This is a genomic window from Streptomyces sp. NPDC031225 (assembly GCF_055570355.1).
Genome location: NZ_JBVIHJ010000008.1, coordinates 223,516 through 249,756, shown reverse-complemented (window position 1 = coordinate 249,756; position 26,241 = coordinate 223,516). Strand labels below are relative to the sequence as shown.

Annotated in this window: 26 protein-coding genes; 13 read left to right on the top strand and 13 right to left on the bottom strand. The window is 71.0% G+C overall.

Annotation, left to right across the window (positions count from 1 at the left end; genetic code table 11):
- Window positions 1–68: 68 nt before the first annotated feature.
- Together ACZ48Z_RS16570 and ACZ48Z_RS16565 are read right to left on the bottom strand one after the other, a co-directional pair.
- Entirely contained in the window at window positions 69–1,574 is a 1,506-nt protein-coding gene (locus ACZ48Z_RS16570; protein WP_468736548.1) for a carotenoid oxygenase family protein, read from the bottom strand.
- Window positions 1,575–1,702: 128 nt separating this feature from the next.
- Window positions 1,703–2,581 (bottom strand): LysR family transcriptional regulator, encoded by an 879-nt coding sequence (locus tag ACZ48Z_RS16565; protein ID WP_468736547.1) that lies wholly within the window; start codon window positions 2,579–2,581, stop codon window positions 1,703–1,705.
- A gap of 154 nt (window positions 2,582–2,735) precedes the next feature.
- Here ACZ48Z_RS16565 and mgrA point away from each other — a divergent pair, with 154 nt between their 5' ends.
- On the top strand, window positions 2,736–3,731 hold the full coding sequence (gene mgrA, locus ACZ48Z_RS16560; RefSeq protein ID WP_468736546.1) for an L-glyceraldehyde 3-phosphate reductase: 996 nt from the start codon (window positions 2,736–2,738) through the stop codon (window positions 3,729–3,731).
- Between the two features lie 107 nt (window positions 3,732–3,838).
- On the opposite strand, the gene ACZ48Z_RS16555 is transcribed toward mgrA, so the two are convergent.
- Window positions 3,839–4,222 (bottom strand): nuclear transport factor 2 family protein, encoded by a 384-nt coding sequence (locus ACZ48Z_RS16555; protein ID WP_468736545.1) that lies wholly within the window; start codon window positions 4,220–4,222, stop codon window positions 3,839–3,841.
- Window positions 4,223–4,552: 330 nt separating this feature from the next.
- Here ACZ48Z_RS16555 and ACZ48Z_RS16550 point away from each other — a divergent pair, with 330 nt between their 5' ends.
- The 4 genes from ACZ48Z_RS16550 (at window position 4,553) to ACZ48Z_RS16535 (ending at window position 8,887) form a co-directional block, all read left to right on the top strand.
- A complete protein-coding gene (locus ACZ48Z_RS16550) occupies window positions 4,553–4,963 on the top strand; it encodes a hypothetical protein (protein ID WP_468736544.1) in 411 nt (136 codons plus the stop codon).
- A 65-nt stretch (window positions 4,964–5,028) separates the two neighbouring features.
- Complete coding sequence (locus ACZ48Z_RS16545) at window positions 5,029–7,368, top strand: ABC transporter ATP-binding protein/permease (RefSeq protein WP_468736543.1); 2,340 nt, start codon at window positions 5,029–5,031, stop codon at window positions 7,366–7,368.
- Between the two features lie 6 nt (window positions 7,369–7,374).
- Window positions 7,375–7,920 carry an SH3 domain-containing protein gene (locus tag ACZ48Z_RS16540; protein ID WP_468736542.1) on the top strand — a complete coding sequence of 182 codons (546 nt, stop codon included), beginning with the start codon at window positions 7,375–7,377 and terminating at the stop codon, window positions 7,918–7,920.
- Window positions 7,910–8,887, top strand: coding sequence for a serine/threonine-protein kinase (locus ACZ48Z_RS16535; RefSeq protein WP_468736541.1), 978 nt, complete (start codon window positions 7,910–7,912; stop codon window positions 8,885–8,887). Before ACZ48Z_RS16540 ends, ACZ48Z_RS16535 begins: the two co-directional genes overlap by 11 nt.
- Here the strand turns inward: ACZ48Z_RS16535 and ACZ48Z_RS16530 are convergent, their stop codons facing one another.
- Both ACZ48Z_RS16530 and ACZ48Z_RS16525 read right to left on the bottom strand, forming a co-directional pair.
- Window positions 8,888–9,304, bottom strand: coding sequence for a nuclear transport factor 2 family protein (locus tag ACZ48Z_RS16530; protein WP_468736540.1), 417 nt, complete (start codon window positions 9,302–9,304; stop codon window positions 8,888–8,890).
- Window positions 9,305–9,348: 44 nt separating this feature from the next.
- Window positions 9,349–10,626, bottom strand: coding sequence for a streptophobe family protein (locus ACZ48Z_RS16525; RefSeq protein WP_468736539.1), 1,278 nt, complete (start codon window positions 10,624–10,626; stop codon window positions 9,349–9,351).
- Between the two features lie 170 nt (window positions 10,627–10,796).
- On the opposite strand from ACZ48Z_RS16525, the gene ACZ48Z_RS16520 reads away from it, so the two are divergent.
- Together ACZ48Z_RS16520 and ACZ48Z_RS16515 are read left to right on the top strand one after the other, a co-directional pair.
- A complete protein-coding gene (locus tag ACZ48Z_RS16520) occupies window positions 10,797–12,041 on the top strand; it encodes a DUF6777 domain-containing protein (RefSeq protein ID WP_468736538.1) in 1,245 nt (414 codons plus the stop codon).
- 123 nt (window positions 12,042–12,164) lie between these two features.
- Complete coding sequence (locus ACZ48Z_RS16515) at window positions 12,165–12,623, top strand: ATP-binding protein (RefSeq protein ID WP_468736537.1); 459 nt, start codon at window positions 12,165–12,167, stop codon at window positions 12,621–12,623.
- An 87-nt stretch (window positions 12,624–12,710) separates the two neighbouring features.
- On the opposite strand, the gene ACZ48Z_RS16510 is transcribed toward ACZ48Z_RS16515, so the two are convergent.
- Window positions 12,711–13,607 carry an RNA polymerase sigma factor SigF gene (locus ACZ48Z_RS16510; protein ID WP_468736536.1) on the bottom strand — a complete coding sequence of 299 codons (897 nt, stop codon included), beginning with the start codon at window positions 13,605–13,607 and terminating at the stop codon, window positions 12,711–12,713.
- A gap of 519 nt (window positions 13,608–14,126) precedes the next feature.
- On the opposite strand from ACZ48Z_RS16510, the gene ACZ48Z_RS16505 reads away from it, so the two are divergent.
- Window positions 14,127–14,570: a helix-turn-helix domain-containing protein gene (locus ACZ48Z_RS16505; RefSeq protein WP_468736535.1), complete on the top strand. Its 444-nt coding sequence runs from the start codon at window positions 14,127–14,129 to the stop codon at window positions 14,568–14,570.
- A gap of 16 nt (window positions 14,571–14,586) precedes the next feature.
- Here the strand turns inward: ACZ48Z_RS16505 and ACZ48Z_RS16500 are convergent, their stop codons facing one another.
- The 3 genes from ACZ48Z_RS16500 to ACZ48Z_RS16490 all read right to left on the bottom strand — a co-directional run bounded on the left by ACZ48Z_RS16500 (window position 14,587) and on the right by ACZ48Z_RS16490 (window position 17,139).
- Window positions 14,587–15,189, bottom strand: coding sequence for a ClpP family protease (locus ACZ48Z_RS16500; RefSeq protein WP_468736534.1), 603 nt, complete (start codon window positions 15,187–15,189; stop codon window positions 14,587–14,589).
- A 1-nt stretch (window position 15,190) separates the two neighbouring features.
- On the bottom strand, window positions 15,191–15,814 hold the full coding sequence (locus ACZ48Z_RS16495; protein ID WP_468736533.1) for an ATP-dependent Clp protease proteolytic subunit: 624 nt from the start codon (window positions 15,812–15,814) through the stop codon (window positions 15,191–15,193).
- A gap of 122 nt (window positions 15,815–15,936) precedes the next feature.
- Window positions 15,937–17,139, bottom strand: coding sequence for an epoxide hydrolase family protein (locus tag ACZ48Z_RS16490; protein ID WP_468736532.1), 1,203 nt, complete (start codon window positions 17,137–17,139; stop codon window positions 15,937–15,939).
- 139 nt (window positions 17,140–17,278) lie between these two features.
- On the opposite strand from ACZ48Z_RS16490, the gene ACZ48Z_RS16485 reads away from it, so the two are divergent.
- On the top strand, window positions 17,279–17,758 hold the full coding sequence (locus tag ACZ48Z_RS16485) for a VOC family protein (protein ID WP_468736531.1): 480 nt from the start codon (window positions 17,279–17,281) through the stop codon (window positions 17,756–17,758).
- Window positions 17,759–17,785: 27 nt separating this feature from the next.
- On the opposite strand, the gene ACZ48Z_RS16480 is transcribed toward ACZ48Z_RS16485, so the two are convergent.
- From ACZ48Z_RS16480 to ACZ48Z_RS16470, 3 genes are all read right to left on the bottom strand, one after another.
- Entirely contained in the window at window positions 17,786–18,685 is a 900-nt protein-coding gene (locus tag ACZ48Z_RS16480) for an SGNH/GDSL hydrolase family protein (RefSeq protein ID WP_468736530.1), read from the bottom strand.
- Window positions 18,686–18,767: 82 nt separating this feature from the next.
- A complete protein-coding gene (locus tag ACZ48Z_RS16475; RefSeq protein WP_468736529.1) occupies window positions 18,768–20,429 on the bottom strand; it encodes an ATP-binding protein in 1,662 nt (553 codons plus the stop codon).
- A 29-nt stretch (window positions 20,430–20,458) separates the two neighbouring features.
- Window positions 20,459–21,133: a response regulator transcription factor gene (locus ACZ48Z_RS16470; protein WP_468736528.1), complete on the bottom strand. Its 675-nt coding sequence runs from the start codon at window positions 21,131–21,133 to the stop codon at window positions 20,459–20,461.
- Between the two features lie 234 nt (window positions 21,134–21,367).
- Between ACZ48Z_RS16470 and ACZ48Z_RS16465 the strand changes: the two genes are divergently transcribed.
- The 3 genes from ACZ48Z_RS16465 (at window position 21,368) to ACZ48Z_RS16455 (ending at window position 23,783) form a co-directional block, all read left to right on the top strand.
- Window positions 21,368–21,763: an STAS domain-containing protein gene (locus ACZ48Z_RS16465; protein WP_468736527.1), complete on the top strand. Its 396-nt coding sequence runs from the start codon at window positions 21,368–21,370 to the stop codon at window positions 21,761–21,763.
- A 113-nt stretch (window positions 21,764–21,876) separates the two neighbouring features.
- On the top strand, window positions 21,877–22,677 hold the full coding sequence (locus tag ACZ48Z_RS16460) for a VOC family protein (RefSeq protein WP_468736526.1): 801 nt from the start codon (window positions 21,877–21,879) through the stop codon (window positions 22,675–22,677).
- Window positions 22,678–23,087: 410 nt separating this feature from the next.
- Entirely contained in the window at window positions 23,088–23,783 is a 696-nt protein-coding gene (locus ACZ48Z_RS16455; protein WP_468736525.1) for a ribonuclease H family protein, read from the top strand.
- A gap of 33 nt (window positions 23,784–23,816) precedes the next feature.
- Here ACZ48Z_RS16455 and ACZ48Z_RS16450 read toward each other — a convergent pair whose 3' ends face one another.
- Entirely contained in the window at window positions 23,817–24,269 is a 453-nt protein-coding gene (locus ACZ48Z_RS16450; protein ID WP_468736524.1) for an SRPBCC family protein, read from the bottom strand.
- 649 nt (window positions 24,270–24,918) lie between these two features.
- Here ACZ48Z_RS16450 and ACZ48Z_RS16445 point away from each other — a divergent pair.
- The gene (locus ACZ48Z_RS16445; protein WP_468736523.1) at window positions 24,919–26,166 is read left to right on the top strand and encodes an FAD-dependent monooxygenase; all 1,248 of its coding nucleotides are present in this window, start codon (window positions 24,919–24,921) and stop codon (window positions 26,164–26,166) included.
- The last annotated feature ends 75 nt before the right edge of the window (window positions 26,167–26,241 follow it).

Below are 26,241 nucleotides of genomic sequence, written 5' to 3'. Positions count from 1 at the left end.
GATTCCAGCTTCCGTGTCCCGCGCCGGACCCCGGCCCCGGGGCGTCTGCCGAGCATCCCGCTCCCGCGTCACGCGTCGGCGATCCAGCTCCCGTGGAAACCCAGTGGCACCCGCCCCGGCAGATGGATGCGGGCGACCGGTTCGGCCGTGAAGTCCTGGGCGGCGAGGATCACCAGGTCCGAGGCCCCGCGATCGGGGTTGTGCACATACGCGATCGCGTACCCGTCGTCCTCGGCGGCCGTGTCGTCGCAGGGGTCGGACGGCACGAACACGGCCTCGCTCGCCGCCGCGCCCCGGGGCAGCCGGTGTACCTGCGAGGTGCCCCGCAGCAGGTCGTGCTTGATGAGCGCGTTGCTGAACGCCCGGTCGGGCGGCGGGTTGCCGTCGACCGCCTGATAGGCCACCGCCATCTCCGCGGACGCCGCCGAGTAGCCGTAGCGGTGCCGGCGCGACACCAGCGCCTCGTTGACCCGCGGGAACTCCTGCGGGCGGTCGTCGAGGGTGCGGGTCCGCACCCGGCCCTGACGCAGGTCGACCGTCCAGCGGTCCAGCCGGGGGGTGCCCGGCGAGTACGGGCCGCCCGACCCGTTTCCCGCCACGAGGAAGGGTGCGTCGAAGTTGGTCATGTCGATGACCAGGTTCGGGCCCTCCTCGTACGCGTTCAGGGTGTGCGAGTAGTACACCGGGTCGACCTCGAACCAGCGGACCGCACCCCCCGCCCGGGGCAGCACACCGACCCGTGCCGGATGCCGGTCGTTCCAGACGTACGGCACGATGTCACCGCGCTCGGCGCCCGCCGGGTCGAAGGTGACCGGCATGTCCAGGATCACCACGTGGTTCTCGGTGAGCGCGAAGTCGTGGATCATCGGCGCGTCCGCCACCGGGATCCGCGTACTGCACGAGACACGGCCCGTCGGGGCCACGACCAGGTGCCGGACGTGGTCCCAGGTCGGGTAGTAGGCGATCGCGTGCAACTCGCCCGCGTGGGCGTCGAACTTGGTGTGAGCGGTGAACGCGCCCTCCAGGGTGCCCCGGAAGTCGTACGTGCCCACGGTGTTCAGCTCGTCGTCGAGCTCGTACGGCAGCGGCCCGCTCTCCTGGAGCGCGAGGATCCGGCCGCGGTAGGGGATCACATGGGTGTTGCACGGGAAGTCGTCCGGCGGCACCGGACCCGGATACGGCTCGCCGAGCTTCTTCGCCACCTGCGAGGAGCGCACCCAGCGGTTGCGGTACCACTCGGCGCGGCCCTCGCGCAGCCGCACCCCGTGCACCATGCCGTCACCCAGCATCCAGTGGTGGGCGCGCGGATCCTCCAGGCCCAGCACGTTGGGGCCGGTGCGCAGATAGCGGCCGTTCAGCTCGCGGGGGACACGTCCGGTGACCGGCAGATCGAAGGCCGTCAACTCCTCGGTGACCGGCTTGAAGGCGCCCTCCAGGAACGGGAAGTGACGCGTCGGCGTCGAGCGCGGTGCCGCCGAGGCGGGTGTCGCGACCGCTCCCGTCCCGGCCAGTCCGCCCGCTGCCGCGACCGCCGCCGCGCCGCGCAGTACGTTCCGTCGTGTGGGGTTCGTCATCTTCCCTACTCCTGACCGCAGTTGTGCTTCGGGGACGGTCAAAAGTCTGTGCTGTGCGACGGCTGCGGTCAGGAGTGGTGGACCCCGTCCTGGGGGTGGTGTCACACCCCCTGTTGCCCCTCGGCGGCTCAGTTCTCCAGCAGGGCCATCAGCGCCCGCGCCGCCGGACTGGTGGCCTGCGGGGGCGGCAGCAGGGCGACCGTTTCGTACACGGTCTCGCCGGTGCCCTTGACGGGCAGGGCCGTCAGTGACGACCGCTTGTCCCGGAAGTGCTGCGGAACGACGGCCACCCCGAGGTTCTCGTCCACGAGATCGAGGAGGCTGTGCACGTCGTTGACCTCCAGCGCAACATTGCGGCGCAGGCCCGCGGCGGCGAACGCGGCGTCGGTGGTCCGGCGCGGGCCCCAGTCCGGATGGAAGTCGACGAAGACCTCACCGCTCAGATCCTCCGGCGTCACGGCCGCACCGGCGTCCGCGAGTCGGTGGCTGGGATGGCACAGCACGGTCATGGGCTCGCTCGACAGCGGCACGACCCGCAACTGGTCGGTGTCCTCCTGCGCCGCCCGGACGGCGAACGCCAGGTCCAGGCGCCCGGCGGCCACCTCCTCCGCGAGCGCGGCCGACCCCGCCTGGCGCAGACAGATCTCGACGTCCGGATGCTGCCGCCGGAACGCGGCGAGCAGCCCCGCCACGTGCAGCCCGGCGATGCACTGCTCGGACCCGATCGCGAGCATCCCGCGCAGCACCCCCTGCACCGCGGCCACCGCCTCGTGCGCCGACCGCACCTGGGCGAGGATCCGCTCGGCCTCACCGAGCAGCGCCCGGCCCGCCGGGGTGAGCGTCACCCGGCGGGTGGTCCGCACGAACAGCGGGGTCTGGAGCTCCCGCTCCAGCGACCTGATGGACGCGGACAGACCCGACTGGGACACGAGCAGCCGCTCGGCGGCCCGGGTGAAGTGCTGGTCCTCGGCGACCGCGACGAAATGCTGGAGATGGCGCAGTTCCATGATTGAGAAGCCTAGCCGCTGAATTCCATCGGATTCTTCTGTTGGACCAATGTCCCCAGGTCGCGCGAGAGTGGGACGCAGGATCTAGGGCGACCTCGGTTCGCAGCCGACCGTGGTTTTCCAGGACAACCGTGCCAACCCCTCTGGAGTCGCGTTGTACACCGCACACCCCGACCGCTACGCGGACATGCCCTACCGGCGCACCGGCCGCAGCGGCCTGAAGCTTCCCGCGATCTCGCTCGGCCTGTGGCACAACTTCGGTCCGGCGGACCGTACCGTCGAGACCCAGCGGGCCATCCTGCGCCGCGCCTTCGACCTCGGCGTCACCCACTTCGACCTCGCCAACAACTACGGCCCGCCGCCCGGCGCCGCCGAGTCCGCGTTCGGCGAGGCCCTGCAGGCGGACCTCGCGTCCTACCGCGACGAGCTGATCATCTCCACCAAGGCCGGCTACCTGATGTGGCCCGGCCCGTACGGCGAGTGGGGCTCCCGCAAGTACCTGCTGTCCTCGCTGGACCAGAGCCTCACCCGGATGGGCCTGGACTACGTCGACATCTTCTACTCGCACCGCCCCGACCCGGAGACTCCCCTGGAGGAGACGATGGGCGCCCTGCACACCGCGGTCCAGCAGGGCAAGGCGCTCTACGTCGGCATCTCCAACTACTCGGCCGAGCAGACCCGTGAGGCCGCCCGCATCCTCGGTGAGCTGGGCACCCCGCTCCTCATCCACCAGCCGCGCTACTCCATGCTGGACCGCCGCCCCGAGGACGGCGGCCTCCTGGACGCGCTGGACGAGCTCCAGGTCGGCTCCATCGTCTTCTCCCCGCTGGAGCAGGGCCTGCTCACCGGCCGCTACCTCGACGGCATCCCCGAGGACTCCCGCGCCGCGAGCGACAGCCCCTTCCTGAACTCGGACGCGGTCACCGAGGACCTGGTCCAGCGGCTGCGCGAGCTCAACGACATCGCGAAGGGCCGCGGCCAGACCCTCGCCCAGATGGCGCTGGCGTGGGTCCTGCGCGGCGGCCGTGTCACCTCGGCCCTGGTCGGCGCGAGCAGCCCGCAGCAGATCGAGGACAGCGTCGGCACCATCGCCAACCTGGACTTCGACGCGGACGAACTGGCGAGGATCGAGGCGATCGTCAAGGCGTGACCGACGGGAGTGTGAGCGGCACGGGAGGCTGAGCGGACCGGGCACCGGCTTCATCAGGCCGGTGCCCGGCTTTTGTCGGCGAGGGGAGAAACTCGTCGCGGTGGACCTCAGAGGCCGGCAGGGACCCGGTCCAGGAATCCGAGGACGGCCCTGATCCGGCCGTCCTCATCCAGCGTGATCACGTCGGATCCGGCGACGGGAGCCGAACCGTCGGCCTCGCTCACCAGCTCCCAGGAGAACCGCGCGGTGTCGTGGTGCCCCTCGACGGCGCCGGTCAGCCGGAAGGCGAATCCGGGGAACTGCTCGTGGGCCGCCGCGATCACCGCGCTGATCTGCTCGTGGCCGGCCACGTCGGCGAGGGGGTCGGTGTATCCGCCGCCGACCGCCCAGGCGGCCGCCACGGCTTTGACCCGTGCTTGCGGGTCCCGGGCGTTCCAGGCTTCGAAGTACCGGGCTACGGCGTTCTCGTGACGGTCCGTGTTCGCGGGCATGGGTGATCAGCCTCCATTGAGGTCGTCTGTGCTGGTGGGACCTGGTGAGACCACCCTGCCCGCGCGGCCGGGAATCGTCGATTACTTCTCGGGTAATGACGTTTGAGTGTGTACCCGTCAGATTTCGGCCAGGAGGAGCGGCGAATATGCCAGGAGACTGGCCAAAAAGATGTGGTGACAGTGTTTCAGTAGTGAACATACTCGTCTGACAGGGCCTTCACATCGAGCGAAGTGCCCGTCACGGACAGCAGCGAGAGTCGCGCACCGCATAGGAGCCGCACGGAAAGCGAGACCCTGCCCACAGGGGAACGGCAAGCGGGGGAGTGGATCGTGCACGACGAATTCCTGTGTCATGTCACGGGGTACGGCACCTGCGACGGGCGGCGCATCGGTGTACCCCTCGGGACCTACCGCGCACCCACCCTCGCCCTCGCTCTGTGGTGGTTACGGGACCGGGCCCTGTGGATCGCCGACCGTCTTGACCCGCAGCCCGAGGCCGAGCACTTCCCGGCCGGATCCCTGGCCCCGGTCGGCGACACGGTGCTCGACGTGCCCACCGTCATGCGGGCCTGGTGTGCGAACCCCGACCAACAGGATCTGGTCGCCGACGAGTTGGCGGCCGGACGGCTGATCCGGATCGCCGTCAACGACGACACCACGGAGTACGAACTGCTCGCCGAGTCCGTGGACGCGGTGCGCATGCACCGGACGGCCTCCACCCTCTTCACGCCCGTCGCCTGAGCGGGCTGTACGCCTCCCGAGGCCGCCACCGGGCGCCCAATGGGGTGAATCGGTAGAATTCTGGCATGGCGGAGCCATCGACCGCACCGACGGCGCCCGAGCTCGTCCTGGAGACCGACACCGGCTCCACGGTGATGAGCCCGGGCCACGACTACCATGTCGGGCGCGACCCGTTGAGCGACATCGTCATCGACGACGCCCGGGTCTCCTGGCACCACGCGGTGCTGCGGCCCGAGGCCGACCACTGGACCCTCGAGGACGAGAACAGCACCAACGGCACCTACGCCGACGGCCGCCGCGTCCACGAGTGGGACGTCGGCCCCGGCAGCGTGATCCACTTCGGCAGTCTCGCCGACGGCCCCTGCGCGGTCCTGCTGGGCCTGCCCGCCCCCGAGCGCCCCTCGGCCGCCGCTGTGTCGATGCCTGGCCTCACCGGAACCTTCCGGCAGCCCACCGCCGTACGCCCGCTCCCCACCCGCACGGTCCGCATCGGCCGCGCCGACGACAACGACCTCGTCATCGACGACCTGGTCGTCTCCCGCCACCACGCAGAGCTGCGCGCCCTGCCCGACGGGACGTACGAGATCGCCGACCTCGGCAGCCACAACGGCACCTACCTCAACGGCCGGCCCGTCAGCGGCGCCCCGATCGGCCCCGGTGACATCGTCGGCATCGGTCACTCGGCGTTCTGCCTGGTCGGCGACACACTCCAGGAGTACGTCGACACCGGTGAGGTCTCCCTCGACGTCCAGGACCTCACGGTCGCCGTCGACCACGGCCGCAAGACCCTGCTCGACCACGTGTCCTTCCCGGTGGGGGAGAAGTGCCTGCTCGCGGTCGTCGGCCCGAGCGGCGCCGGAAAGTCCACGCTCCTCAACGCCCTCACCGGCCAGCGCCCCGCCGACCACGGCACCGTCCTCTACGACGGCCGCGACCTCTACCGCGACTACGCCGAACTGCGCCAGCGCATCGGCCTGGTCCCGCAGGACGACATCCTGCACGCCCAGCTGACCGTCCGCAGCGCCCTGACCTACGCCGCCGAACTGCGCTTCCCGCAGGACACCGCCAAGGCCGAGCGCCGCGAACGGGTCGACGAGGTCATCCGCGAACTCGGCCTGGAACAGCGCGCGGGCCAGCCCGTGCACAGCCTCTCCGGCGGACAGCGCAAGCGCGTGAGCGTCGCCCTGGAGCTGCTGACCAAGCCGTCCCTGCTCTTCCTGGACGAACCGACGTCCGGCCTCGACCCCGGCATGGACCGCTCCGTGATGCACATGCTGCGCGGCCTCGCCGACGACGGCCGCACGGTCATCGTCGTCACCCACAGCGTCCTGAGCCTCGACGTCTGCGACCGTCTCCTCGTCCTCGCCCCCGGCGGCAGGATCGCCTACTACGGGCCGCCCGAGGACGCCCTCGCCTACTTCGGCTTCGAGCAGTGGCCCGAGGCCTTCGAGGCCTTCGAACGGGACCAGGACCGGGACTGGGCCGGCGACTTCCGCCTCTCGGCCTTCCAGCACCAGTACGTCGCCGAGGCCACCGCACAGCCCCGCATGCTTCGCTCCGAGCCGGTCATCATCGCCCCTCCGCCCAGGCCCCGCAGCCGCGGCGCCCAGCTCGGCACTCTGATCCGGCGCTACACCGCGGCCCTCGGCGCCGACCGCACCTTCCTCGCCATCATGATCGCCCTGCCCTTCGTGATGGGCGCCATGGCCCGGGCCCTCGCGGGCAGCCGGCTCACCCAGGAAACCGCGATGAACGCCCTGCTCATCCTGTGCGTCGGCGGCGTCCTCACCGGCGCGGCCAACGCCGTACGCGAACTCGTGAAGGAACGGGTCATCTACCAGCGGGAGCGAGCGGTCGGCCTGTCCAGATCGGCCTACCTGATGTCCAAGGTCGTCGTCCTGGGCACGATCACCGTCGTGCAGGCGGTGGTGCTCACCCTCGTCGCCCTGCTCGGCGTCGACCTCGACGCGCCCGGCGGCGAAGGCGTGCTGCTGCCGCCCCTCGCCGAGATCACGATCGCCGTCGCCCTGCTGGCGTTCACGGCGATGATGCTCGGCCTGCTGGTCTCCGCGCTGGTGCGCAAGGAGGAGGTGACGATGCCGCTGCTCGTGCTGCTCGCCATCGTCCAGGTCGTCTTCTGCGGCGCCCTGCTGAAGCTCGACGGCGTGCCCGGCCTGGAGCAGCTGTCCTGGCTGGTGCCCTCCCGGTGGGCGCTCGGCGCGATGGCCGGCACCATCGGCCTCGCCCGGCTCGTGCCCGGCGACCTCACCGGCGACCCGCTGTTCAAGCACGCGACGGGCGTCTGGCTGCTGAACATCGGCATGCTCCTCGTCCTGTCCGTCCTCTTCGGATACGTCGTCTCCCGGCTGCTGCGCCGCCACGAACCCGCGGTCATGCGGAAGTAGGCGCCGATGACGACCCCCGGCTTCCGGCCCACCCATGTCGTACCCGGGCACGGCATGCCCGCCTGGGAGGCCCCGGACCCCGCCCGGCCCACCGTCCCCCTCGACCCGCTGCTGCCCGTCCAGCTCTTGGAGCGGCGCGGCGACTGGGCGTACGTCCTGTGCGCCAACGGCTGGTCGGCGTGGGTCGACGGCCGTCACCTGGTCGACGTCCCGCAGGACCCGCCCGCCCCCGAAGGCCCGCTCACCCGCACCGCCGACCCGCGGCCACTGCTGGCCCGCGCCGACGAGACCCTCGCCCGCTACCGGGCCGCCGTCGAGGAACTGGCCGGCGGCGGCCTCGACGGAGAGGCCTTCCGCGGCCGCACGCGGGGACTGCGGATCGGGGTGGTCGTCGACGGGGAGCACGTGTGGCTGTACGACGCCCAGCACGGCCGCTGGGTGTACGCGGACGGGACCCGCCTGAACACCTACGCCACCGACGAGGCGCCCCGCGCCGCCGCCGACAGCCCCGGGCACGCCCCCACCCAGGTGGTGACCCCGGATGGCACATGAGACAGGGCTCTTCTCGGGCCGTCCCTCCGAACTGGTCGGCAGACAGGTCGCGAGCTACCGCATCGAGCGCGAGATCGGCCGCGGCGGCATGGCCGTCGTCTACCGCGCCAGGGACCTGCGCCTGGACCGCACGGTGGCCCTGAAGCTGCTGGCCCCCGAACTCGTCCGCAACGACACCTTCCGCAACCGTTTCAGCCACGAGTCCCGGGTGGCCGCCGCGATCGACCATCCGCACATCGTCCCCGTCTTCGAGGCGGGCGAGACGGACGGCGTCCTGTACATCGCCATGCGGTATGTCGAGGGCAGCGATCTGCGCCATCTCCTGGACCGGCAGGGGCCGTTGGCGCTCCCGACCGCCCTGCGGATCGCCGCCCAGATCGCCTCCGCGCTCGACGCGGCGCACGAGCACGGACTGGTCCACCGGGATGTGAAGCCCGGCAACATCCTGGTCGCCCGCGGCACCGACAGCGACCACCCCGAGCACACCTACCTCACCGACTTCGGCCTGACGAAGAAGTCCCTGTCGCTCACCGGCTTCACGACCGTCGGCCAGTTCGTCGGCACCCTCGACTACGTGGCCCCCGAGCAGATCTCCGGCCGCCCGGTCGACGGCCGCTGCGACGTCTACGGCTTCGCCTGCGTGGTCTACGAGTCCCTGACGGGACACCCGCCCTTCCGGCGGGACGACGACATGGCCCTGCTCTGGGCCCACCAGTACGACCCCCCGCCCCCGCTCTCCGAGTCCCGGCCAGAGTTCGGCCGGCGGCTCGACCCCGTGTTCGCGAAGGCGCTGGCCAAGAGCCCCGACGACCGCCACGACTCCTGCCTCGCCTTCGTCGCGGCCCTGCGTAAGGCGGCGGCGGGCGGTCACGCGCCGACGGAGGTCGCCCTGAGAGCCGTGGAACCTGAGGAGACCCGCCCGAGGCCCCCGCCCCGTTGGGCCGAGCCGGTCGTCAGAGGGCGGTAGTCAGCCCTGGCCCAGGCCGTTCAGGGGCACTGTGCGCGCCAGTACCCTGCCGTGGCTGATGCGCCGGCCGGACGCGCCGACGCGGATCACCGTGTCCTCGTAGGTGACCGAGCCGCACGAGCCGTTCGCCATGAGGCCGAGTCCCTTGGACCGGGCCCGGACCAGGCTCTCGGACACCTCCTCGACCACCACGTTCGTGACGTGGTGCGCGACCGGGTTGCCCGCGCCCAGTGCGAGAGCCGCCTCGGTCAGCGCGGCGAGCCCGACGACCTCGCCCCGGCCGAAGTCGGACAGGTCGTGGACGACGTCCGCGGTGAACACCTCGTGCGTGCGGTCCAGTTCCCCGGCGTCCACGAGGTGGCCGTGCAGAGCGATCAACTCGGTGACGGCCAGGCGGTCTTCGAGAGCCAACGCCATGGGGAGCCCCTTCCTCGGATCAGGGCACCCTGCCACGCCCCGCGTCACACGTCAGCCGGTTTGATCTCTCCTTTGCGGTGGATCGGCCGGGCCAGCAGCGCGCCCAGGAAGCCGGTGACCAGGCCCCAGAGCGCGCCGAGTCCGACGGCTGTCCACAGTTCCGGCTGGAGGAAGAGCTTTCCGCCCAGGCCGCCGCCGAGGTCGCCGATCCCGAGCACCGACAGGCCGAAGTGGGCGGAGATCCGGCCGACCAGGCAGATCATCAGCACCGTGAGGGCGAGGGCGACGGCCAGATGGAGGGCGTGCTGCCAGGCGCGGACACGGGCGGGGGAGCGGGCCGCCATCAGGAACGCCACGGACAGCAGCAGGACCGCGTCGACGACAACGAGCCACCAGACCCGGCCGTCGTGTTCGGCGAGTGTGTGCAGGTTGAGTGCGGTGGTGTCCTTGGAGCGCAGCACCTCGTCCAGGACGTGCGGCATGGGCAGTCCGAAGGGTCCCTCGACGCGGCCGTTCCAGGTGGCGCCGAGGCCCAGGGTCAGGGTGAGCCAGACCAGGTTCGGCAGGCCCAGCAGGATCACCGCGAGCGTCTGCGGGGTGTGCCCTCGCGTCACGGCGACGACGAGGGCGACGAGGGCGCCGAGGACGACGTACCCGAGCAGCAGGACGACCATGGCGTGCGCGGCCGGCCGCACCGACTCCTGGAACGGGAGCAGCCGGCCGGGGAGCGGAGCCCGGCGCGACACCGCCAGGGCCAGGATCAGCACACCGGCCGCCCACAGCAGGCCGAACAGCAGGGTCCGCGGCACGTCCGTGGTGAAGCCGACCTCGGGGGAGGCGCCGAAGAGATCGCCCAGGTCACTCAGCGTGTCGTCGCCCAGGGAGACCTTGAACGTCTGGCGGGCCGCGTAGGCCAGTGCGAGGAGGGCGAGCAGCCACAGGACGGCGATCCTGGCCGCCCAGCCGGCGAGCTCCCGGCCCCCGGCGACCGCCCGGTGCCGCAGCGGCCGCAGGAAACCCGCGCCGAGCACCAGGGCACCGGTGAGGGTGACGGAGAGGGGGATCACGGTGAGACCGGCCTTGCTGTCGGCGATTCCTCCCGCGCTTCCCGACAGCTTGATCGTGCCGCCGACGGCCGTGACGACGGTCGCCGCGACGATCCGGGGGAACGCGTGGTCCGGGAGGTCGGAGGCGCCCGCCGCCCACAGTCCGAGGGCGGCGACCACCCCCATGGCCAGGAGGGTGCCCAGGACCGTGGCCCCGGCCGGCATCCAGCCGTGCCGAGCGATGACTGCCTGGTCGGAGGGGGGTCGCGGACTCACCCTGCCACGCTAGACAGCCCTGGGGCGGCTCGCCTGCCGGGAGGTCCGTCCGCGTCCGCTTGCGGTCGGCACCGGACCGGAGCAGACAATAGGTGTGGAGCGGAAAAATGCTGCCTGTTCGGGGCAACTGCAACACAGGGGCAGGAATCCCGCGCCGGGAGGAAGAGCTCGTGAGCGTCGAACCACCGTCATCAGGACGCCCCACAGGACCGCCCTCCGGCCCGCTGTCCGGGCCTTCACAGCCGCCCTCGGGCCCGCCCTCGCAGCCCCCGGGCAGCGGCGGCGGGGCGATCCCGCCCGAACCCCGTCGCCCCTGGTGGAGATCGGCGCCCAGGGTCGCGATGATCGCCGCCGCGGTGGTCGCCGCCGTGGTTCTCGCTGTCGTCTTCACCCGCTCCGACAGCGGGTCGAAATCGGCGAGCGGCAACGGCGAGGTCTTCCTTCAGGCCGCCGCCAAGACGGGCCCCGACCCCTTCACCGAGTCGACGGCGAAGGACAGCTCGGCCCCACCCGTCGCCGCGTCCCCGACCGCCCCCGACGAGTCCGCGAACGCCGTACGAGGTGTCGACGGTGCCGCTCCCGGCCTCTACGGCGGCACCCGCAACGTCTCCAGCTGCGACGTCGAGAAGCAGATCAAGGCCCTCCAGGCGGCCCCCGCGAAGAACAGCGCCTTCGCCTCGGTCGCCGGCGTCCAGCCGTCCGGAGTCCCGGCCTACCTGCGCTCGCTGACCCCCGTCCAGCTGCGCATGGACACCCGCGTCACCAACCACGGCTACCGCGACGGCGCCGCCACCGGCTACCAGGCCGTTCTCCAGGCCGGCACCGCCGTTCTCGTCGACGACCACGGAGTGCCCCGCACGCGCTGCGCCTGCGGCAACCCGCTCACCCCGCCGGTCGCCCAGCAGACCGCACCGAAGCGCGCCGGCGACACCTGGTCGTCGTATCACCCCTCGAACGTGGTCGTGGTCGCGCCCTCCACGACGATCATCAACATCTTCGTGATCTACGACCCCGACCGCCACGACTGGATCGCCCGGCACCGTGGCGACACCGGCCACAAGGACCACACGACCCGCCCGCCGGTCCGCCCCTCCCCGTCGGTGACCTTGACGACTCCCACACCCCCGACCACGCCGAGCGCACCGACCTCCCCCAGCTCTCCGTCGCCCTGCGTCTCCACGTCGGCCGGAACCCCGACCGGGACCCCCTCCGGATCGGCGAGCCCGAGCACATGTCCGCCGACCTCGTCCGCCCCGTCCTCGCCCGCCCCGGGCCTCGTGCCCCCCTCGTCGTCGCCGCCCGGCAGCTCATCCTCGGGTGACGAGCCCGCGCCACCCGACTCCTCGGGACCACAGTCACCGCTCGCCTCCGACACCACGCCCGGGACGAGCCTGTACAACGAACCGGTGACGTAGGGGCTCTCCGGCGGATCCCCGCGGTCAGGGGTGTGACGCCTTCGCGGGACTGCGACGCGAGACTCGGGGTACGAGCACTGATGCAGCAGCGTCCGGCCAGTCCGGCTTCCGAGAGAGAAACGCATGATCGATCACCTGGACGGGGCAGTGATACCGACTGGTTTCGACGTGCCCGTGGAACCGCTACGCCAGGCGGCGCACTACACAGGCGAGCCGGGATGTATCGCCGAGGCGCGGTCGTTCGCCGCGGATTTCGTCGGCAGGCTCAGAAACGAGTGGTGTGCCGAGATCGGTGACCGTTCCGAGCACGCCGTTCTCCTCGTCGTGAGTGAGCTCGTCACCAACGCCGACCGGCACAGCAACGGGCCGTACATCCTCGAGCTGGAGGGTTCCGACGTCGCAGTGTCCGTCACGGTCTACGACAGCAGCGCCGCCCTGCCCCGCAGGTTTCCGCGGGATCCCGAACGCATCGGCCGGCACGGTCTGGAGATCGTGCACGTCCTGGCACAGGAGGTGGCGGCGGAACGCGTGCCGGTGGGCAAGCGGGTACGTGCCGTGGTGGGGTTCGGCGCCAAGGAATGAGCCCGAACGCTCGCACAGCGGGTGCCGTCCTGGGACGGCACCCGCCTTTCGGTGTGTGCGCTGGGGCGCTTCTGTGTCGCGTTCGGGTCAGGCGCAGCCCAGCTCGCCCAGCATGCCCTCGCGCAACCGCGTGATGATGCGCTTGATCAGCCGGGACACATGCATCTGCGAGCAGCCGAGACGCTCACCGATCTCCGACTGGGTGGCCTCCTCCACGAACCGCATGTGGATGATCTCGCGGTCGCGGTCGCTGAGCTCGGCCATCAGCGGAGCGAGCGACTGGAAGTCCTCGACGAGCCGCAGTCCCTCTTCCTCGACGCCGATGAAGTCGGCGAGCACCGATTCGCCGCCCTCGGGGCCGTCGCCGGTCAGGGCGGCGTCCAGGGACGAGGAGTTGTAGCCGTTGGAGGCGATCTGCCCCTCGACGACCTCTTTCTCGGTGATGTTCATCAGGGTGGCGAGTTCGGCCACCGACGGGTCGCGGTCCAGGCGGCTGGCGAGTTCCTCACGCGCCTTGGCCAGCTCGACGCGCAGCTCCTGGAGGCGGCGGGGGACGTGTACCGCCCAGGTGGTGTCGCGGAAGAACCGCTTGATCTCGCCGACGATGTAAGGAAGGGCGAAGGACGTGAACTCGACCTCGCGCGACACCTCGAACCGGTCGATCGCCTTGATCAGGCCGATCATGCCGGTCTGGACGATGTCCTCCATGTCGTCGCCGCGGCCCCTGAACCTTCCGGCCGCGAACCGCACGAGCGACATGTTCATCTCGATGAGGGTGTTGCGCGCGTACTGGTACTCGTGCGTGCCCTCCTCGAGCTCCGTCAGGCGGCGGAAGAACTGGCGAGACAGCTCCCTCGCGTCCCGAGGTGCGACGGACCGCGGTTCTTCGACTCCCGGCAGCGGTGTCCCACCGGTCCTGGTTCCGCTTGCGAGCTCGGTGGCTGCTGCCCCCGAACGGTTCACGGCGGTGACGGCGGTATGCATTGCCTCTCCCACGAAAGTCACGGCTCGACGTCTGCCTCTTCGGCCTGGGTTGTCTCGGGTCCTGCAAATAGTGTGAGGTCTCCCGGGTACCCGGAACGCGCCGACATATGCGTCCCCGGCCACCGGCAGACCAATCTGCCCGCAGCTCCCTCACCCTGCGCGTACCCGGGGTGTGACGTCGCATGTCCGTGAGGTTCGCCTACGGCGCAAAATCGCTGGTCCCCGCGACGGCGAGTTCGTGGAGGTGGCACCTGGTGATGCGACCGTCGTGGCGGGCCCCGGTCAGATCTCCGAACAGCGCGGAAGGCCCTCGCGGCGGGCCTCCGCTGACTCGAACAGGTGAGCAGTATGTCGAGGTCCCGGGCGGCTTCCGAACGCCGCTGTGTCCTGACGGACCTCGGACGCGGCCGGCATCAGCCCTCGCGAAGTGGCCGGATCCCGCACCTGCCCCGGCGGCGATTCACCCAGGGCGAAATGCCGACCCCTTCCCAGCGCGGTCACGGAATCTAGGCTGGGACGGTGAGCAACGAAGCGTTGAACCAAGCCCGCGTGATCCCCCTGCGCCCGCAGTCCGCGCGCCATGGGACCGCCCGCCCGGTGTCCGAACGCCCCGCCACGACACCGCCCCGTCCGATCGCACCGCAGCATCCCGCCGCGGGAGAAACGAGGGAGCCCCTGTGGCGTGACCTCGTCGGAGACGTCCTGCGCCGTGAGCGCCTCGCCCAGGAGCGCACGCTCAAGGACGTGTCCGACGCGGCCAGGATCTCGATGCCCTACCTCTCCGAGGTGGAGCGCGGCCGCAAGGAGGCCTCCTCGGAGGTCCTCGCGGCCGCCGCCCACGCCCTGGGGCTCGGCCTCGGCGATCTGCTCTCCCTCGCTCAGAGCGAGCTCACCCGGCACTCCGCCCGCAGCCGCCGCGCGGTGCCGGGATCGTCGTACGACGGGATGTGCCTGGCCGCCTGACGCGGGGACCGGCGCCTCAGACCCGCACGAGGCGCCGGCTCACCACCTCGTCGGCCAGCCCGTACGCCACCGCGTCCTCGGCGGTGAACACCTTGTCGCGGTCCATGTCGGCGCGCAGGGTCCCGATGTCCTGGTGGGTGTGCCGGGCCAGCACCTCCTCCACCTGGGAGCGGATCCGGACCATCTCCTTGGCCTGGAGCGCGAGGTCCGAGACCACGCCCCGGCTGCCCCCGCTGGCCGGCTGCCCGAGCAGCACGCGCGCGTGCTCAAGGACGAACCGGCGCCCGGGATCGCCTCCCGCCAGCAGCACGGCGGCCGTGGAGGCCGCCTGCCCGACGCAGAACGTCGAGATCGGCGACTGGACGTAGCTCATCGTGTCGTAGATCGCCATCAGCGAGGTGAACGAGCCGCCGGGAGAGTTGATGTAGACGGCGATCTCGTTCTCCGGGGCCGACGACTCCAGATGCAGGAGCTGTGCGATGACGACGTTGGCGACGCCGTCGTCGATCTCGGTGCCGAGGAAGATGATCCGCTCCGACAGCAGCCGGCTGAACACGTCGTACGACCGCTCGCCCTGCGGGGTCCGCTCGACGACGTTCGGAATCGTGTACGTCCCCATGTCAGAGTCCCATCCGTCGCTTCGAGGCGGCCGGGCGGACATCCGCGAGGGACTCCACGACCCGGTCCACCATGCCGTACTCCCTGGCCTCCTCGGCCGTGAACCAGCGGTCGCGGTCGCCGTCCCGGGAGATGGTCTCCGGGCTCTGGCCGGTGTGCTCCGCGGTGAGCCGCTCGATGGTCCGCTTGGTGTGTTCCAGGTTCTGTGCCTGGATCTCGATGTCCGCGGTGGTGCCGCCGATGCCCGCCGACGGCTGGTGCATCATGATCCGCGCGTGGGGCAGCGAAAAGCGTTTGCCTGGCGTGCCCACGCTGAGCAGGAACTGCCCCATGCTCGCGGCGAAGCCCATGGCGAGCGTCGACACGTCGTTGGGGATGAGCTGCATGGTGTCGTAGATCGCCAGACCCGCGTGCACCGAGCCGCCCGGGCTGTTGACGTAGAGGCTGATGTCGGTGCGCGGGTCCTCCGCCGACAGGATCAGCAGCTGGGAGCAGACCCGGTTGGCGGAGACCTCGTCGACCTGGGTGCCCAGGAGCACGATGCGCTGGGTGAGGAGCTGGGCGGCGAGATGGTCGTCGAAGCGGGAGGGAGGGGTGTCGCCCTCCTCGGCCCTGATGGAAGTCATGGGCGGTCCTCGTGGTCGTAGGGGTGCTGTCGACTCCACTCTTGACCTCGGACGATGCCCTGACGCGGTTTCTCTGCCGGTGGCAGATTCGCCACCGGCAGAGCGCGGGACGACCGGTGCGCTCAGCCCTTGTCGCGCAGCTGCCGGAAGAACGCCCGCACGTCGTCCACCAGCAGGTCCGGCTCCTCCATCGCCGCGAAGTGGCCGCCCCGGCCGAGCTCGGTCCAGCGCACAAGGTTCTCGGTGCGCTCCGCCTTGTGGCGGAGCGGGATCTGGATCTCCGCGGGGAACACGGCGAGGGCGGTCGGCGCGGTCGAGGGTTCGGTGGGCCGGGCCGCCCGCTCGCTCCTGGCGTGGGCCCGCTCGTAGTAGATCCGTGCGGCCGAACCGGCGGTCCCGGTCAGCCAGTACAGCATCACGTTGGTCAGCATCCGGTCCCGGTCCACGGCCTCCTCGGGCAGCTCCGCGGAGTCCGTCCACGCCTGGAACTTCTCGACGATCCAGGCGAGTTGGCCGACCGGCGAGTCGGTGAGCGCGTAGGCGAGGGTCTGCGGGCGGGTGGAGTGCAGGACGGCGTACCCGGTGCCCTCACGCGACCAGTCGCTCCACCGGCGCCACGATTCGAGGGCGCACTCGCGTTCCTTCGGGCCGAGCGCGGCGAGTTCCTCCTCGGTCGGTTCATGGGTCGCCTGCGCACCCGGCAGCAGATTGAGGTGGACGCCGATGATCCGCTCGGGGTGGGCGCGGCCCAGCTCGCGGGAGATCGCCGAGCCCCAGTCCCCGCCCTGCGCGCCGAACCTCTCGTAGCCGAGCCGCGTCATCAGCTCGGCCCACGCGTCGGCGATCCGGCCCGCCTCCCAGCCGGTGTCCGCGGGCGGACCGGACAGCCCGAAGCCGGGAATGCTCGGTACGACGACATGGAAGGCGTCGGCCCGGTCGCCGCCGTGGGCCACCGGATCGGTCAGCGGGCCCACCACATCAAGGAACTCGACGATCGAGCCCGGCCAGCCGTGCGTGATGACCAGCGGAGTGGCGTCCGGCTCGGGGGAGCGGACGTGGGCGAAGTGGACGGTCGTCCCGTCGATGACGGTCGTGAACTGCGGCCACTCGTTGAGCCGGGCCTCGGCCGCGCGCCAGTCGTAGGAGTGCCGCCAGTGGTGGGCGAGTTCGCGCAGGTAGCCGGCCGGCACGCCGTACGCCCAGCCGGTGGCCGAGAGGTCGTCGGGCCAACGGGTGCGGTCGAGCCGGTCGTGGAGGTCGTCCAGGTCGCTCTGCGCGATGTCGAGGCGGAAGGGCCGGACGAGGTCGGGGCGCGGTGACGTCATGCCGGGATGCTAGTTCGGACGGCTGTATCGGCCACCTGGATTACTTCCTCGTCCGACCGATGAGTTTCGCGGCGAGGATCGGTCGACATGGAGGACGGACGTTCCCACGAGGGGCGTTCCCACGACCCGGGAGGTACGCATGGCCACCGAAGGTTTCACGACTTGTCTCTGGTTCGACGGCCAGGCCGAGGAGGCCGCCCACCACTACGTGTCCATCTTCAAGAACTCCAGCACCGGGGCGGTCGCCCGGTACCCGGAGGGCGCGTTCCAGCCCGCCGGTTCGGTGATGACCGTCGAGTTCACGGCCAACGGCCACAGGTTCCTCGCACTGAACGGCGGCCCGCAGTTCAAGTTCACCGAGGCGGTGTCCTTCATGGTGTTCTGCGAGAACCAGGAGGAGATCGACTACTACTGGGCCAAGCTCACCGAGGGCGGCGAGCCCGGCCCCTGCGGCTGGCTGAAGGACAGGTTCGGAGTGTCCTGGCAGGTCGTGCCGGACCGGCTGCAGGCCATGGTCACCGACCCGGACCCGGCGAAGGCGGCCCGCGTGACCGAGGCGTTCATGGCGATGCACAAGTTCGACATCGCCGCACTGGACAAGGCCTACGCGGGCGAGTGAGCACGCCTGAACACTTCTGGGGGCGGCTCAGGATGCCCCGATCACCCGTGTGATCTCCCGGGCCATCCGCAGGATGCCGGGGGAGCGGACCGGACAGGGCTTCGGTGTGGGCGTCGTGGCCGCCAGACAGAAGTGCAGGTAGTCCGTGTCGATGTGCAGGGCCGTGCGGTCGTGGTCCGGCTGGGTGCAGTAGTCCGGGTGCTCGTGCTCGTAGGCGGTGCACGGCAGGTACTGCGCCCAGGTGTAGCGGGAGCCGGCCGGTGCCACCGTGGCCCCGGCGTCGGCGACGACGTCGCCCGAGGCGGCCGCCTGCGCCTGGTACAGCTCGTTCACGCGCCGGACCCGGTCGGGGGTCATCGGGTCCGGGCCCTGCGCCACCCACACGATCCGTGGGCGCCGTTGGCCGCCCGCCGCCGCGATCTGCTCGGTCAGCCTTCTCAGGTCCGCCCGGTACCTGCTGAAGTACTTCTGCGGCGCGGCGGCATGGCTGATCCCGTCCATGCACCAGGTGTATCCCCACGCGTTGCCCCAGAACTGCAGCACCACGAAGTCCGGGTGCAGCGCCCTGACCAGCGCGGCGGCCTTGTCCCGGTCCGGCACCAGCGACTTCTTCCCGGTGCCCTCCAGGTAGTCGCACAGGGTGGTGCCCGAGTAGGGCGCGGCCGTGTACGTCGCCCGCAGGGTCCGGCGCAGTTCCTGCCCGAGGACCTGTTGCGCCTCCATGGCGAGCGAGTCGCCGAGATACAGCACGCGCGGGGCGACGACCGCGGAAGAAACCCTCGGGGAGACCTGGGCCCGCTGATGCGTCGTGGCCGCCCGGGAGACGTCCGGAGTGGGCGGTGGCACCTCGGGCCCGTCCGACGGGTCCGAGCAGGCCCCGAGCAGCAGAACTCCGGTCAGCACCCCCACGATCCACGCCCTCCGCATGCGTGACTCCCGCCCCGGTCGCCGAAAAACGGTTCCCCAGGCAAGCACAACCCGGCACCGGGGGGAAGACGCGTGACCCGGTTCAGTCGCCGCCGGGACCCTCCAGGAACTCCATCAGGTCGGTCAGCGGCAGCGGCTTGGTCAGATGGGCGTCGAAGCCGGCTGCCCGGGACAGCGCGCGGTCGGTGCCCTGGCTGAAGCCGGAGACCGCGATCAGACGGGGCCGCCCGCCGTCCGGCCGGGCACGCACCTGCCGGGCGACCGTGCAGCCGTCGATGTCCGGCAGACCCAGGTCGCACAGCACGACGTCGAACGGCTCGGCCAGGGTCGCGGCCAGGGCGGCCGTCCCGGAGTGCACGGTCGTCACACGATGGCCCTGCCGCTCCAGCAGGGTGTGACAGGTCGCGGCCAGGTCCTCGTTGTCCTCCACGATCAGGATGGACAGCCGTGCCGGCGTCGACCGGACGGCCGGGGCCCGGGGCCGCGGTGAGGCGGCCGGGTCGATGGCCGGCAGCACCATGGTGAACGTCGATCCCGCGCCGGGTCCGTCGCTGTGCGCGTCGATCCGACCCTGGTGCAGTTCCGCGATCGTCCGTGCGACGGCGAGCCCCAGCCCCAGGCCCTCCGGGGTGTCGGGACCTGCCGGCACCGCCCGCATGAACACACCGAACAGTTCCTCGGCCTGCTCGGGTGCGAAGCCGATGCCGTCGTCCCGCACGGTCAGCCGCGCCTCCTCGTCCCCGACAGACAGCATCACCTCGGTGTGTCCACCGGGCCGGGTGTACTTGAGCGCGTTCGACAGCAGGTTCGTCAGTACCTGCGCGAGCCGCAACCGGTCGCCGTCCACGACGAGGGGCGCTTGCGGCAGCCGTACGTCGAGCGTGCGGCCTTCGTGCGCGAACTGGCCGCGGATGTCCGCGCAGGCCCCCTCCACGACCGAGCGCACGTCGACCGGTTCCCGCACCAGCTCCAGGCGCCCGGTCACCGCCCGCGTGCCGTCCAGGAGGTCGTTGCTCATCCGGGCCAGCGTGCCCAACTGCCGCTCCAGCACGCCCAGTGCCGGGTGGCCCTCCGGCATGTCGAGGGCGAGCAGTTCGGTGGCCGCGGTCGCGGCCGCGAGGGGGTTGCGCAGCTCGTGCGAGAGCGTGGCGATGAACCGGTCCTTGGCCCGCTGCTCCTCCCGGAGCCGGCGCCCGGCCGCGTCCAGCTCGGCGTTGGCCCGGCTCAGCTGCTCGTTCACCTCGCGGATCTCCCGCGCCCGCACGAACAGGTCGATCTCCATGCCCTCGGCGCGCATCTGCGCGTCGGCCACGGCCCGCTGCTGCTCCCGGCCCACCCGCCGCAGATGCACGAACTCCGTGACGTCCTCGACCCGGTGGATGATGTGCGTCACCCGCCCCTCGGCGTCCAGGACCGGCGCGTTCACCGGACTCCAGTACCGCTCGGCGAACCCACCCTCCTCGCCCGCCGGGATGTCGTACCGCTGCAGCGCCATCGTGTCCGTACGGCCGCTCGACACGACCGTCTCCAGCGAGCGGCGCAGATTGGTCACGCCGTCGGCGGACGGGTCCTCGGGGTTGTCGGGGAACACGTCGAAGATCAGCCGCCCGACGATGTCGGGCCCGGTGCGGGTGGCCGTCCGGTAGGCGCGGTTGACCTCGACGATGACGAAGTCGGGGGTGAGAACGAGCAGCGGGGACAGGTTCGATTCGAACAGGTGCCGGAAGTCCGGGGCGTCGGGCATGGGCGGCCCTCCTGGCCGGGCGGGGGGTGTCAGGGATCGAGGCGGTAGCCGTAGCCGCGGACGGTCGTGATGCGGGGTGCGGGGGCGGGCAGTGCGGCGAGCTTGCCGCGCAGCCGGTACACATGCTCGACCACGGTCGCCTGCTGCTGCCAGGACGCCCCCCAGATCCGCTCCAGGAGCTGCTCCGTGGAGAACACCCGGCCGGGCGCGGCGGCCAGCATCTCCATGAGGGCGAACTCCTTGGGCCGCAAGGCCAGCGGGACGCCGTCGACGGAGGCCTGCCGGGCCGCGGTGTCGACGAGCAGGGAACCGGCCCGGATCACCATCGGCAGGTCCGGAGGCTGCGAGCGGCGCAGCACGGCGTGGATACGGGCCACCAACTCGCGCTGCGAGAACGGCTTGACCAGATAGTCGTCCGCGCCGATCTCCAGCCCTGCCACGCGGTCCGCCTCCGCGCCGCGCCCCGTGACCACGATGACCGGAAGCCGGCTGGTGGACCTGAGCGCCCGCAACAGTTCGAGCCCGCTGCCGTCGGGCAGCCCCAGGTCCAGGACCGCCAGGTCCACGCTGCTCTCGTACAGCACGGACTTCCCGGCGCGGGCGTCCACGGCCCAGGTGACGGTGAAACCGGCCCGCTCCAGATAGGAACGGCACATCAGTGCGAAGTCGGGCTCGTCCTCGATCAGGGCAAGGTGCGGACGCATTCCGCATCACCTGGCCCGCCCGGTACCCGCTCGTTGTGTCGCTGATGAGCGGGCGTTGATGCCCAGACCATCTGGCGAAGGTAGAACAGTAGGCGGCACGGTTCAAGGGGGGAGCCGCCCGGGGGAGTTCCGGCCCGGACGCGTGCGGCGCGGGGAGAAGCGACCGCCGTACGCGTCCGCGCCGGAGCGGGAGCCCGGCGCGGACGTCCGGTACGACAGCGGGGACGGCACAGCGTGCACGACGACAACCCGGAACCAGTCCTCACCGCGTCCTGGCCACCGCCACCCGGCGGCTGTCGCATCCCGCGCGGCACCGACGCACTGGTACGCGCCGAGCTGCACGGCGACATAGACCTCGCGACCACCAATGACCTGCGCTGCTGGTTCGACTCCCTCGCCGCCCTGGCTGCCCCGGCGTACGTCGTCGACCTCCGTCCGGTGTCCTTCGTGGACTCCGCCGGCCTGAACCTGCTGCTGCGCCTGCGCCGTCGGGTGCTGGAGGGCGGGGGAACGTTCTCCGTGGTGTGCACCGCGGACACCCGGCGGCTGCTGCGGGCGCACGGCACGCTGGACGTGCTCAACGCGACGTTTCCGCAGGACGGAACCACGGTCGGACCGCCCGTGCGCTGAGACCGCTTGTCGCGGAGCGGTCGTCGCGGAGCGGTCGGTTCGACGCGCGGGAGGGCGCACCCGTGGTTAGCGTGAGGAGCGGACCGACCACCGATTCGGGAAGGGCCACGATCATGGCCGTACAACCTGAGGGAACCCCCTGTTGGGCCGACGCGATGTTCAGCGACGTCGAGGGAGCCAAGAGCTTCTACGGCGACGTCCTGGGCTGGACCTTCGGCGAGTCGTCGTCGGAGTACGGCAACTACACGCAGGCCTACGCGGACGGCAAGGCCGTCGCCGCCGTCGTACCGCCGATGCCCGGCCAGGAGGGCCATTCGCAGTGGTGCCTGTACCTCGCGTCGCCTGATGCCGCCGCCACCGCCGGCAAGATCCGGGAACACGGCGGCGAAGTGCTCATGGAACCCATGCAGGTCGGCGACTTCGGCACGATGTGCCTGGGCCGCGACCCGAGCGGCGTCGTCTTCGGCGTCTGGCAGGGGGGCACCCACGAGGGCTTCGAGGCGCCGCCCGAGCGGCCCGGGGCGTTCTGCTGGGCCGAGATCTACACCCGCGAGCCGGAGAAGTCCGACACGTTCTTCCCCGCCGTCTTCGGCTACAGCAGCCGGCAGATGCAGGACGACGCCATGGACTTCCGGATGTTCAACCTCGGTGACAACACCGTCCTCGGCCGGATGCGGATGACGGACGACTTCCCGCCCGAGGTACCGGCGTACATCAACGTCTACTTCACCGTCGACAACTGCGACGACGCCGTCGCCCGCGCCACCAAGCTCGGCGGCGTCCTGCGCTTCGGGCCCATGGACTCCCCGTTCGGCCGGTTCGCCGCCCTGAGCGACCCGCAGGGCGCGAGCTTCTCGGTGATCGACGTGACCACGACCCAGGGCGAACTGCCCGAGGTCACCGACGTGCCCTGAGCCGTCCGCAGCGCCGTGGGTCCCCGGCCGTGCCGTGCGCCGGGAAGCTTCGCGCCCGGATAGCGGGGCGTCGAGCCCCTGCGGACCTGGAAGAGGCGCCCCTCGACGGTCGTCCGGCCCAGCAGGATGTCGCTGACGACTCGCATCCGCTGCCGGCCCGGCACGCCCCGGCGGCCTTCGTGGTCGACCGATGGAGGGCCACTGCCCGTGGCCGCCGACGGTGGCACCTGATCCAGCCGCTCGTCGCGGGACGCGAACCGCGGGGATCGTCGGCGCCGCGCATCCGCCGTTCGCCGACGCGGAAGGCCGACCTCCGGGCCGGACGAGGCGCAGAGCCGCGTCCACGGTCGGCCACGGTCACCGCGTCGGAGTGAACCCGGTTCGGGTCGGGGCGCCCGTCCGCGCATGGCATGATCGGGCGCATGCGTGAACGATTGGTGGCCGCGTGCGACGGGGCTTCGAAGGGAAATCCCGGACCCGCGGCCTGGGCCTGGGTCGTCGCCGACGAGACGGAGACGCCGGACCGCTGGGAGGCGGGGCCGCTCGGCAAGGCCACCAACAACGTCGCCGAACTCACCGCGCTGGAGCGGCTGTTGAGCGCCGTCGAGCCGGATGTGCCGCTGGAGATCCGGATGGACTCGCAGTACGCGATGAAGGCCGTCACCACCTGGCTGCCCGGCTGGAAGCGCAACGGCTGGAAGACCTCCGCGGGCAAGCCGGTCGCCAACCAGGACCTCGTGGTCCGGATCGACGAACTGCTCGACGGGCGCTCCGTCGAGTTCCGTTACGTCCCCGCCCACCAGGTCGACGGCGACAGGCTCAACGACTTCGCCGACCGCGCGGCCAGTCAGGCGGCAATCGTCCAGGAACCCGCGAGCAGCGCCCTCGGCTCCCCCTTGCCGCCGCCGTCACCGGACACCCCCAAAAGCGACCGCCCCGCCCGGGCCAAGTCGCCCAAGCGGAGCGGTGGTTCCGCCTCCCGTACGATCAAGGCCAAGTTCCCCGGCCGGTGCCTGTGCGGACGCTCCTACGCGGCGGGCGAGCCCATCGCCAAGAACGCCCAGGGCTGGGGGCACCCGGAGTGCCGTACGGAAGAGGCCGGTTAGTCCGCTGCGGAAGCGGTCCGGCGGCCGTGCAGGTCAGATGACCGCCCCGCGCCACTGGCCGGTCTCCCGGCCGCGCTCCTCGATGAACGTCTTGAAGCGCTCCAGGTCGCCCTTGGTCTGCCGCTTCACGAACCCGAGCTTGTCGCCGACCTTCTCGGTGAGGCTGTCCGGGTGGAAGTCCAACTGCAGCATCACCTTGGTGTGGTCCTCGTCGAGCCGGTGGAAGGTGACCGCACCGGCCTGCTGAGCCTCGCCGGCGATCGTGGTCCACGCGACCCGCTCGTCGGGGATCTGCTCGGTGATCTCCGCGTCGAACTCCCTGTGGACTCCGTTGACGTTGGTCACCCAGTGCGTGAGTGTGTCGCTGCGCTGCTCGATGCGCTCCACCCCGCTCATGAACTCCGGGAACGTCTCGAACTGCGTCCACTGGTTGTAGGCGGTGTGCACCGGCACGCCGACCTCGATGGATTCCTCGACCTGCGACATGGATGAATCCCTCCTTCGTGCTCTCGGTGTGTCGGACGCGGGTACCGCACGACCTGAGGGGCAAACCGCCGAAAGGAGATCTTCGGTCGGTGTCGAAGGCGCGGTGACGGGTGTGGGCCGGCAGGTCCGCGGGGCCATCACGACCGAGGTGTCCACCGACCGGACTCCAAAAGGGCGTACGGGACGGTCGGTTGGCGGGCAGTGGGGCGCCCTGGAGATGCAGTTCCACGCCGTTGACCGACACGGAGTGTCCGTGGTGGCACCAGCCCGGTAGACCTCGGCGGACACCCGAGGTGCGGCGGGTGAGTGGCGGCGTGCGGTGAGTCTCCTGAGTTGACGACTCCGCACGCCTATCGGCACCGGCGAGAGCGGGAGAAATCATCCCCGACCGGTTGGCTCTCATCCGGACAAGTGACTACATGTCGTACGGGATTGGATGAAGGCCATCTTGCGGCAGAGAGGGCTATGCCGTCCCCGGACGGAGGAATTACTTCTCGCGGCGACCACGGATCCGGTGATCCTTCGCGAGTGAACGTGCAGGCAGTGGCCCACCTCACCCGCAGGAAGTGACGCGATCCGATGCGCGGGCCCCACCCTCCCGGGCTGCTACTCTGCGCTGCCAATTGACCGCTCTGAGTAATTCCTAGGGGTGCGCGTGAAGGTCGCCTGCGTCGGCGGCGGGCCCGCCGGCCTGTATCTCTCGATCCTGCTGAAACGGCAGGACCCGTCCCACGACATCACTGTCCACGAGCGCGACCCGGAGGGTTCGACCTACGGCTGGGGCGTCACCTACTGGCGCGGACTGCTCGACAAGCTCCACGAACACGACCCCGAGTCGGCCCGCGCCGTCGAGGAGGCCTCGGTCACCTGGAACGAGGGCGAAGCCCGGGTACGGGACCTGGTCACCCGGCGCCCCAGCGACGAGGGCTTCGGCATCGGCCGGCACCGTCTGCTGGAGATCCTCGCCGCGCGGGCCCGCTCCCTGGGCGTACGGCTGGAGTTCGAGCACGAGATCAGCGGCGACGACCTCCCCGAGGCCGACCTCGTCGTGGCCGGCGACGGAGTGCACAGCGCCCTGCGCACCCGGCACGCCGACCACTTCGGCGCCGAGACCAAAGTGGGCCGCAACCACTACATCTGGCTCGGCACCAGCAAGGTCTTCGACTCCTTCACCTTCGCCTTCGCCGAGACCGACCACGGCTGGATCTGGTGCTACGGCTACGCCTTCAGCCCCGAACGCAGCACCTGCGTCGTCGAATGCGCACCGGAGACCTGGAGCGGCCTCGGCCTGGACCGGGCCGACGAAGCCGAGGGGATGGCCCTGCTGGAGAAGCTGTTCGCCGACATCCTCGACGGCCACCCGCTGATCGGCCGCTCCACCGGCTCGGGCAGCGCCCAATGGCTCAGCTTCCGCACCCTGACCAACCGCACCTGGCAGCGCGACAACGTCGTCCTCCTCGGCGACGCGGCCCACACCACCCACTACTCCATCGGTGCCGGCACCACCCTCGCCCTGGAGGACGCCATCGCCCTGGCCGACGCCCTGCGCGAGCACACGTCGCTGCCGCAGGCGCTCGCCCGCTACGAGCGGCAGCGCAGGTCGGAACTGCTCTCCATCCAGAGCGCGGCCCGCTACAGCGCCCAGTGGTACGAGAATCTGACGCGCTACATCGACCTCCCGCCGGAGCAGATGTTCGCGCTGCTCGGGCAGCGGCACTCACCGCTGCTGCCCTATGTCCCGCCACAGCTGTACTACCGGATCGACAAGGCCGCCGGGCAGCTGGAGGCGCTGCGCAGGTTCAAGCGCTGGCTCGGCCCGAAGGTCGCGCGGACCATGCATGCGCGGGAGCTGTCCGCCCGGGCCTCGGACGGCCGCGCTTCGGACGCCCGCAAGTAGTCCGCAGCAGTCGGCCGCGGTCGGCCGCAGTCCGCCGTCCCGCCATTCGGAAACGGTATTGGGTGAATGGCGATT

Coding starts and splice junctions, on each gene's coding strand:
- ACZ48Z_RS16530 (WP_468736540.1), bottom strand. CDS start 9,304: ATGGCGTTGGCTCTCGAAGACCGCCTGGCCGTCACCGAGTTGATCGCT.
- ACZ48Z_RS16490 (WP_468736532.1), bottom strand. CDS start 17,139: ATGACGTCACCGCGCCCCGACCTCGTCCGGCCCTTCCGCCTCGACATC.
- ACZ48Z_RS16485 (WP_468736531.1), top strand. CDS start 17,279: ATGGCCACCGAAGGTTTCACGACTTGTCTCTGGTTCGACGGCCAGGCC.
- ACZ48Z_RS16450 (WP_468736524.1), bottom strand. CDS start 24,269: ATGTCGCAGGTCGAGGAATCCATCGAGGTCGGCGTGCCGGTGCACACC.
- ACZ48Z_RS16470 (WP_468736528.1), bottom strand. CDS start 21,133: ATGCGTCCGCACCTTGCCCTGATCGAGGACGAGCCCGACTTCGCACTG.
- ACZ48Z_RS16495 (WP_468736533.1), bottom strand. CDS start 15,814: ATGACTTCCATCAGGGCCGAGGAGGGCGACACCCCTCCCTCCCGCTTC.
- ACZ48Z_RS16535 (WP_468736541.1), top strand. CDS start 7,910: ATGGCACATGAGACAGGGCTCTTCTCGGGCCGTCCCTCCGAACTGGTC.
- ACZ48Z_RS16565 (WP_468736547.1), bottom strand. CDS start 2,581: ATGGAACTGCGCCATCTCCAGCATTTCGTCGCGGTCGCCGAGGACCAG.
- ACZ48Z_RS16475 (WP_468736529.1), bottom strand. CDS start 20,429: ATGCCCGACGCCCCGGACTTCCGGCACCTGTTCGAATCGAACCTGTCC.
- ACZ48Z_RS16460 (WP_468736526.1), top strand. CDS start 21,877: ATGGCCGTACAACCTGAGGGAACCCCCTGTTGGGCCGACGCGATGTTC.
- ACZ48Z_RS16510 (WP_468736536.1), bottom strand. CDS start 13,607: ATGCATACCGCCGTCACCGCCGTGAACCGTTCGGGGGCAGCAGCCACC.
- ACZ48Z_RS16555 (WP_468736545.1), bottom strand. CDS start 4,222: ATGCCCGCGAACACGGACCGTCACGAGAACGCCGTAGCCCGGTACTTC.
- ACZ48Z_RS16480 (WP_468736530.1), bottom strand. CDS start 18,685: ATGCGGAGGGCGTGGATCGTGGGGGTGCTGACCGGAGTTCTGCTGCTC.
- ACZ48Z_RS16500 (WP_468736534.1), bottom strand. CDS start 15,189: ATGGGGACGTACACGATTCCGAACGTCGTCGAGCGGACCCCGCAGGGC.
- ACZ48Z_RS16570 (WP_468736548.1), bottom strand. CDS start 1,574: ATGACGAACCCCACACGACGGAACGTACTGCGCGGCGCGGCGGCGGTC.
- ACZ48Z_RS16545 (WP_468736543.1), top strand. CDS start 5,029: ATGGCGGAGCCATCGACCGCACCGACGGCGCCCGAGCTCGTCCTGGAG.
- ACZ48Z_RS16455 (WP_468736525.1), top strand. CDS start 23,088: ATGATCGGGCGCATGCGTGAACGATTGGTGGCCGCGTGCGACGGGGCT.
- ACZ48Z_RS16515 (WP_468736537.1), top strand. CDS start 12,165: ATGATCGATCACCTGGACGGGGCAGTGATACCGACTGGTTTCGACGTG.
- ACZ48Z_RS16540 (WP_468736542.1), top strand. CDS start 7,375: ATGACGACCCCCGGCTTCCGGCCCACCCATGTCGTACCCGGGCACGGC.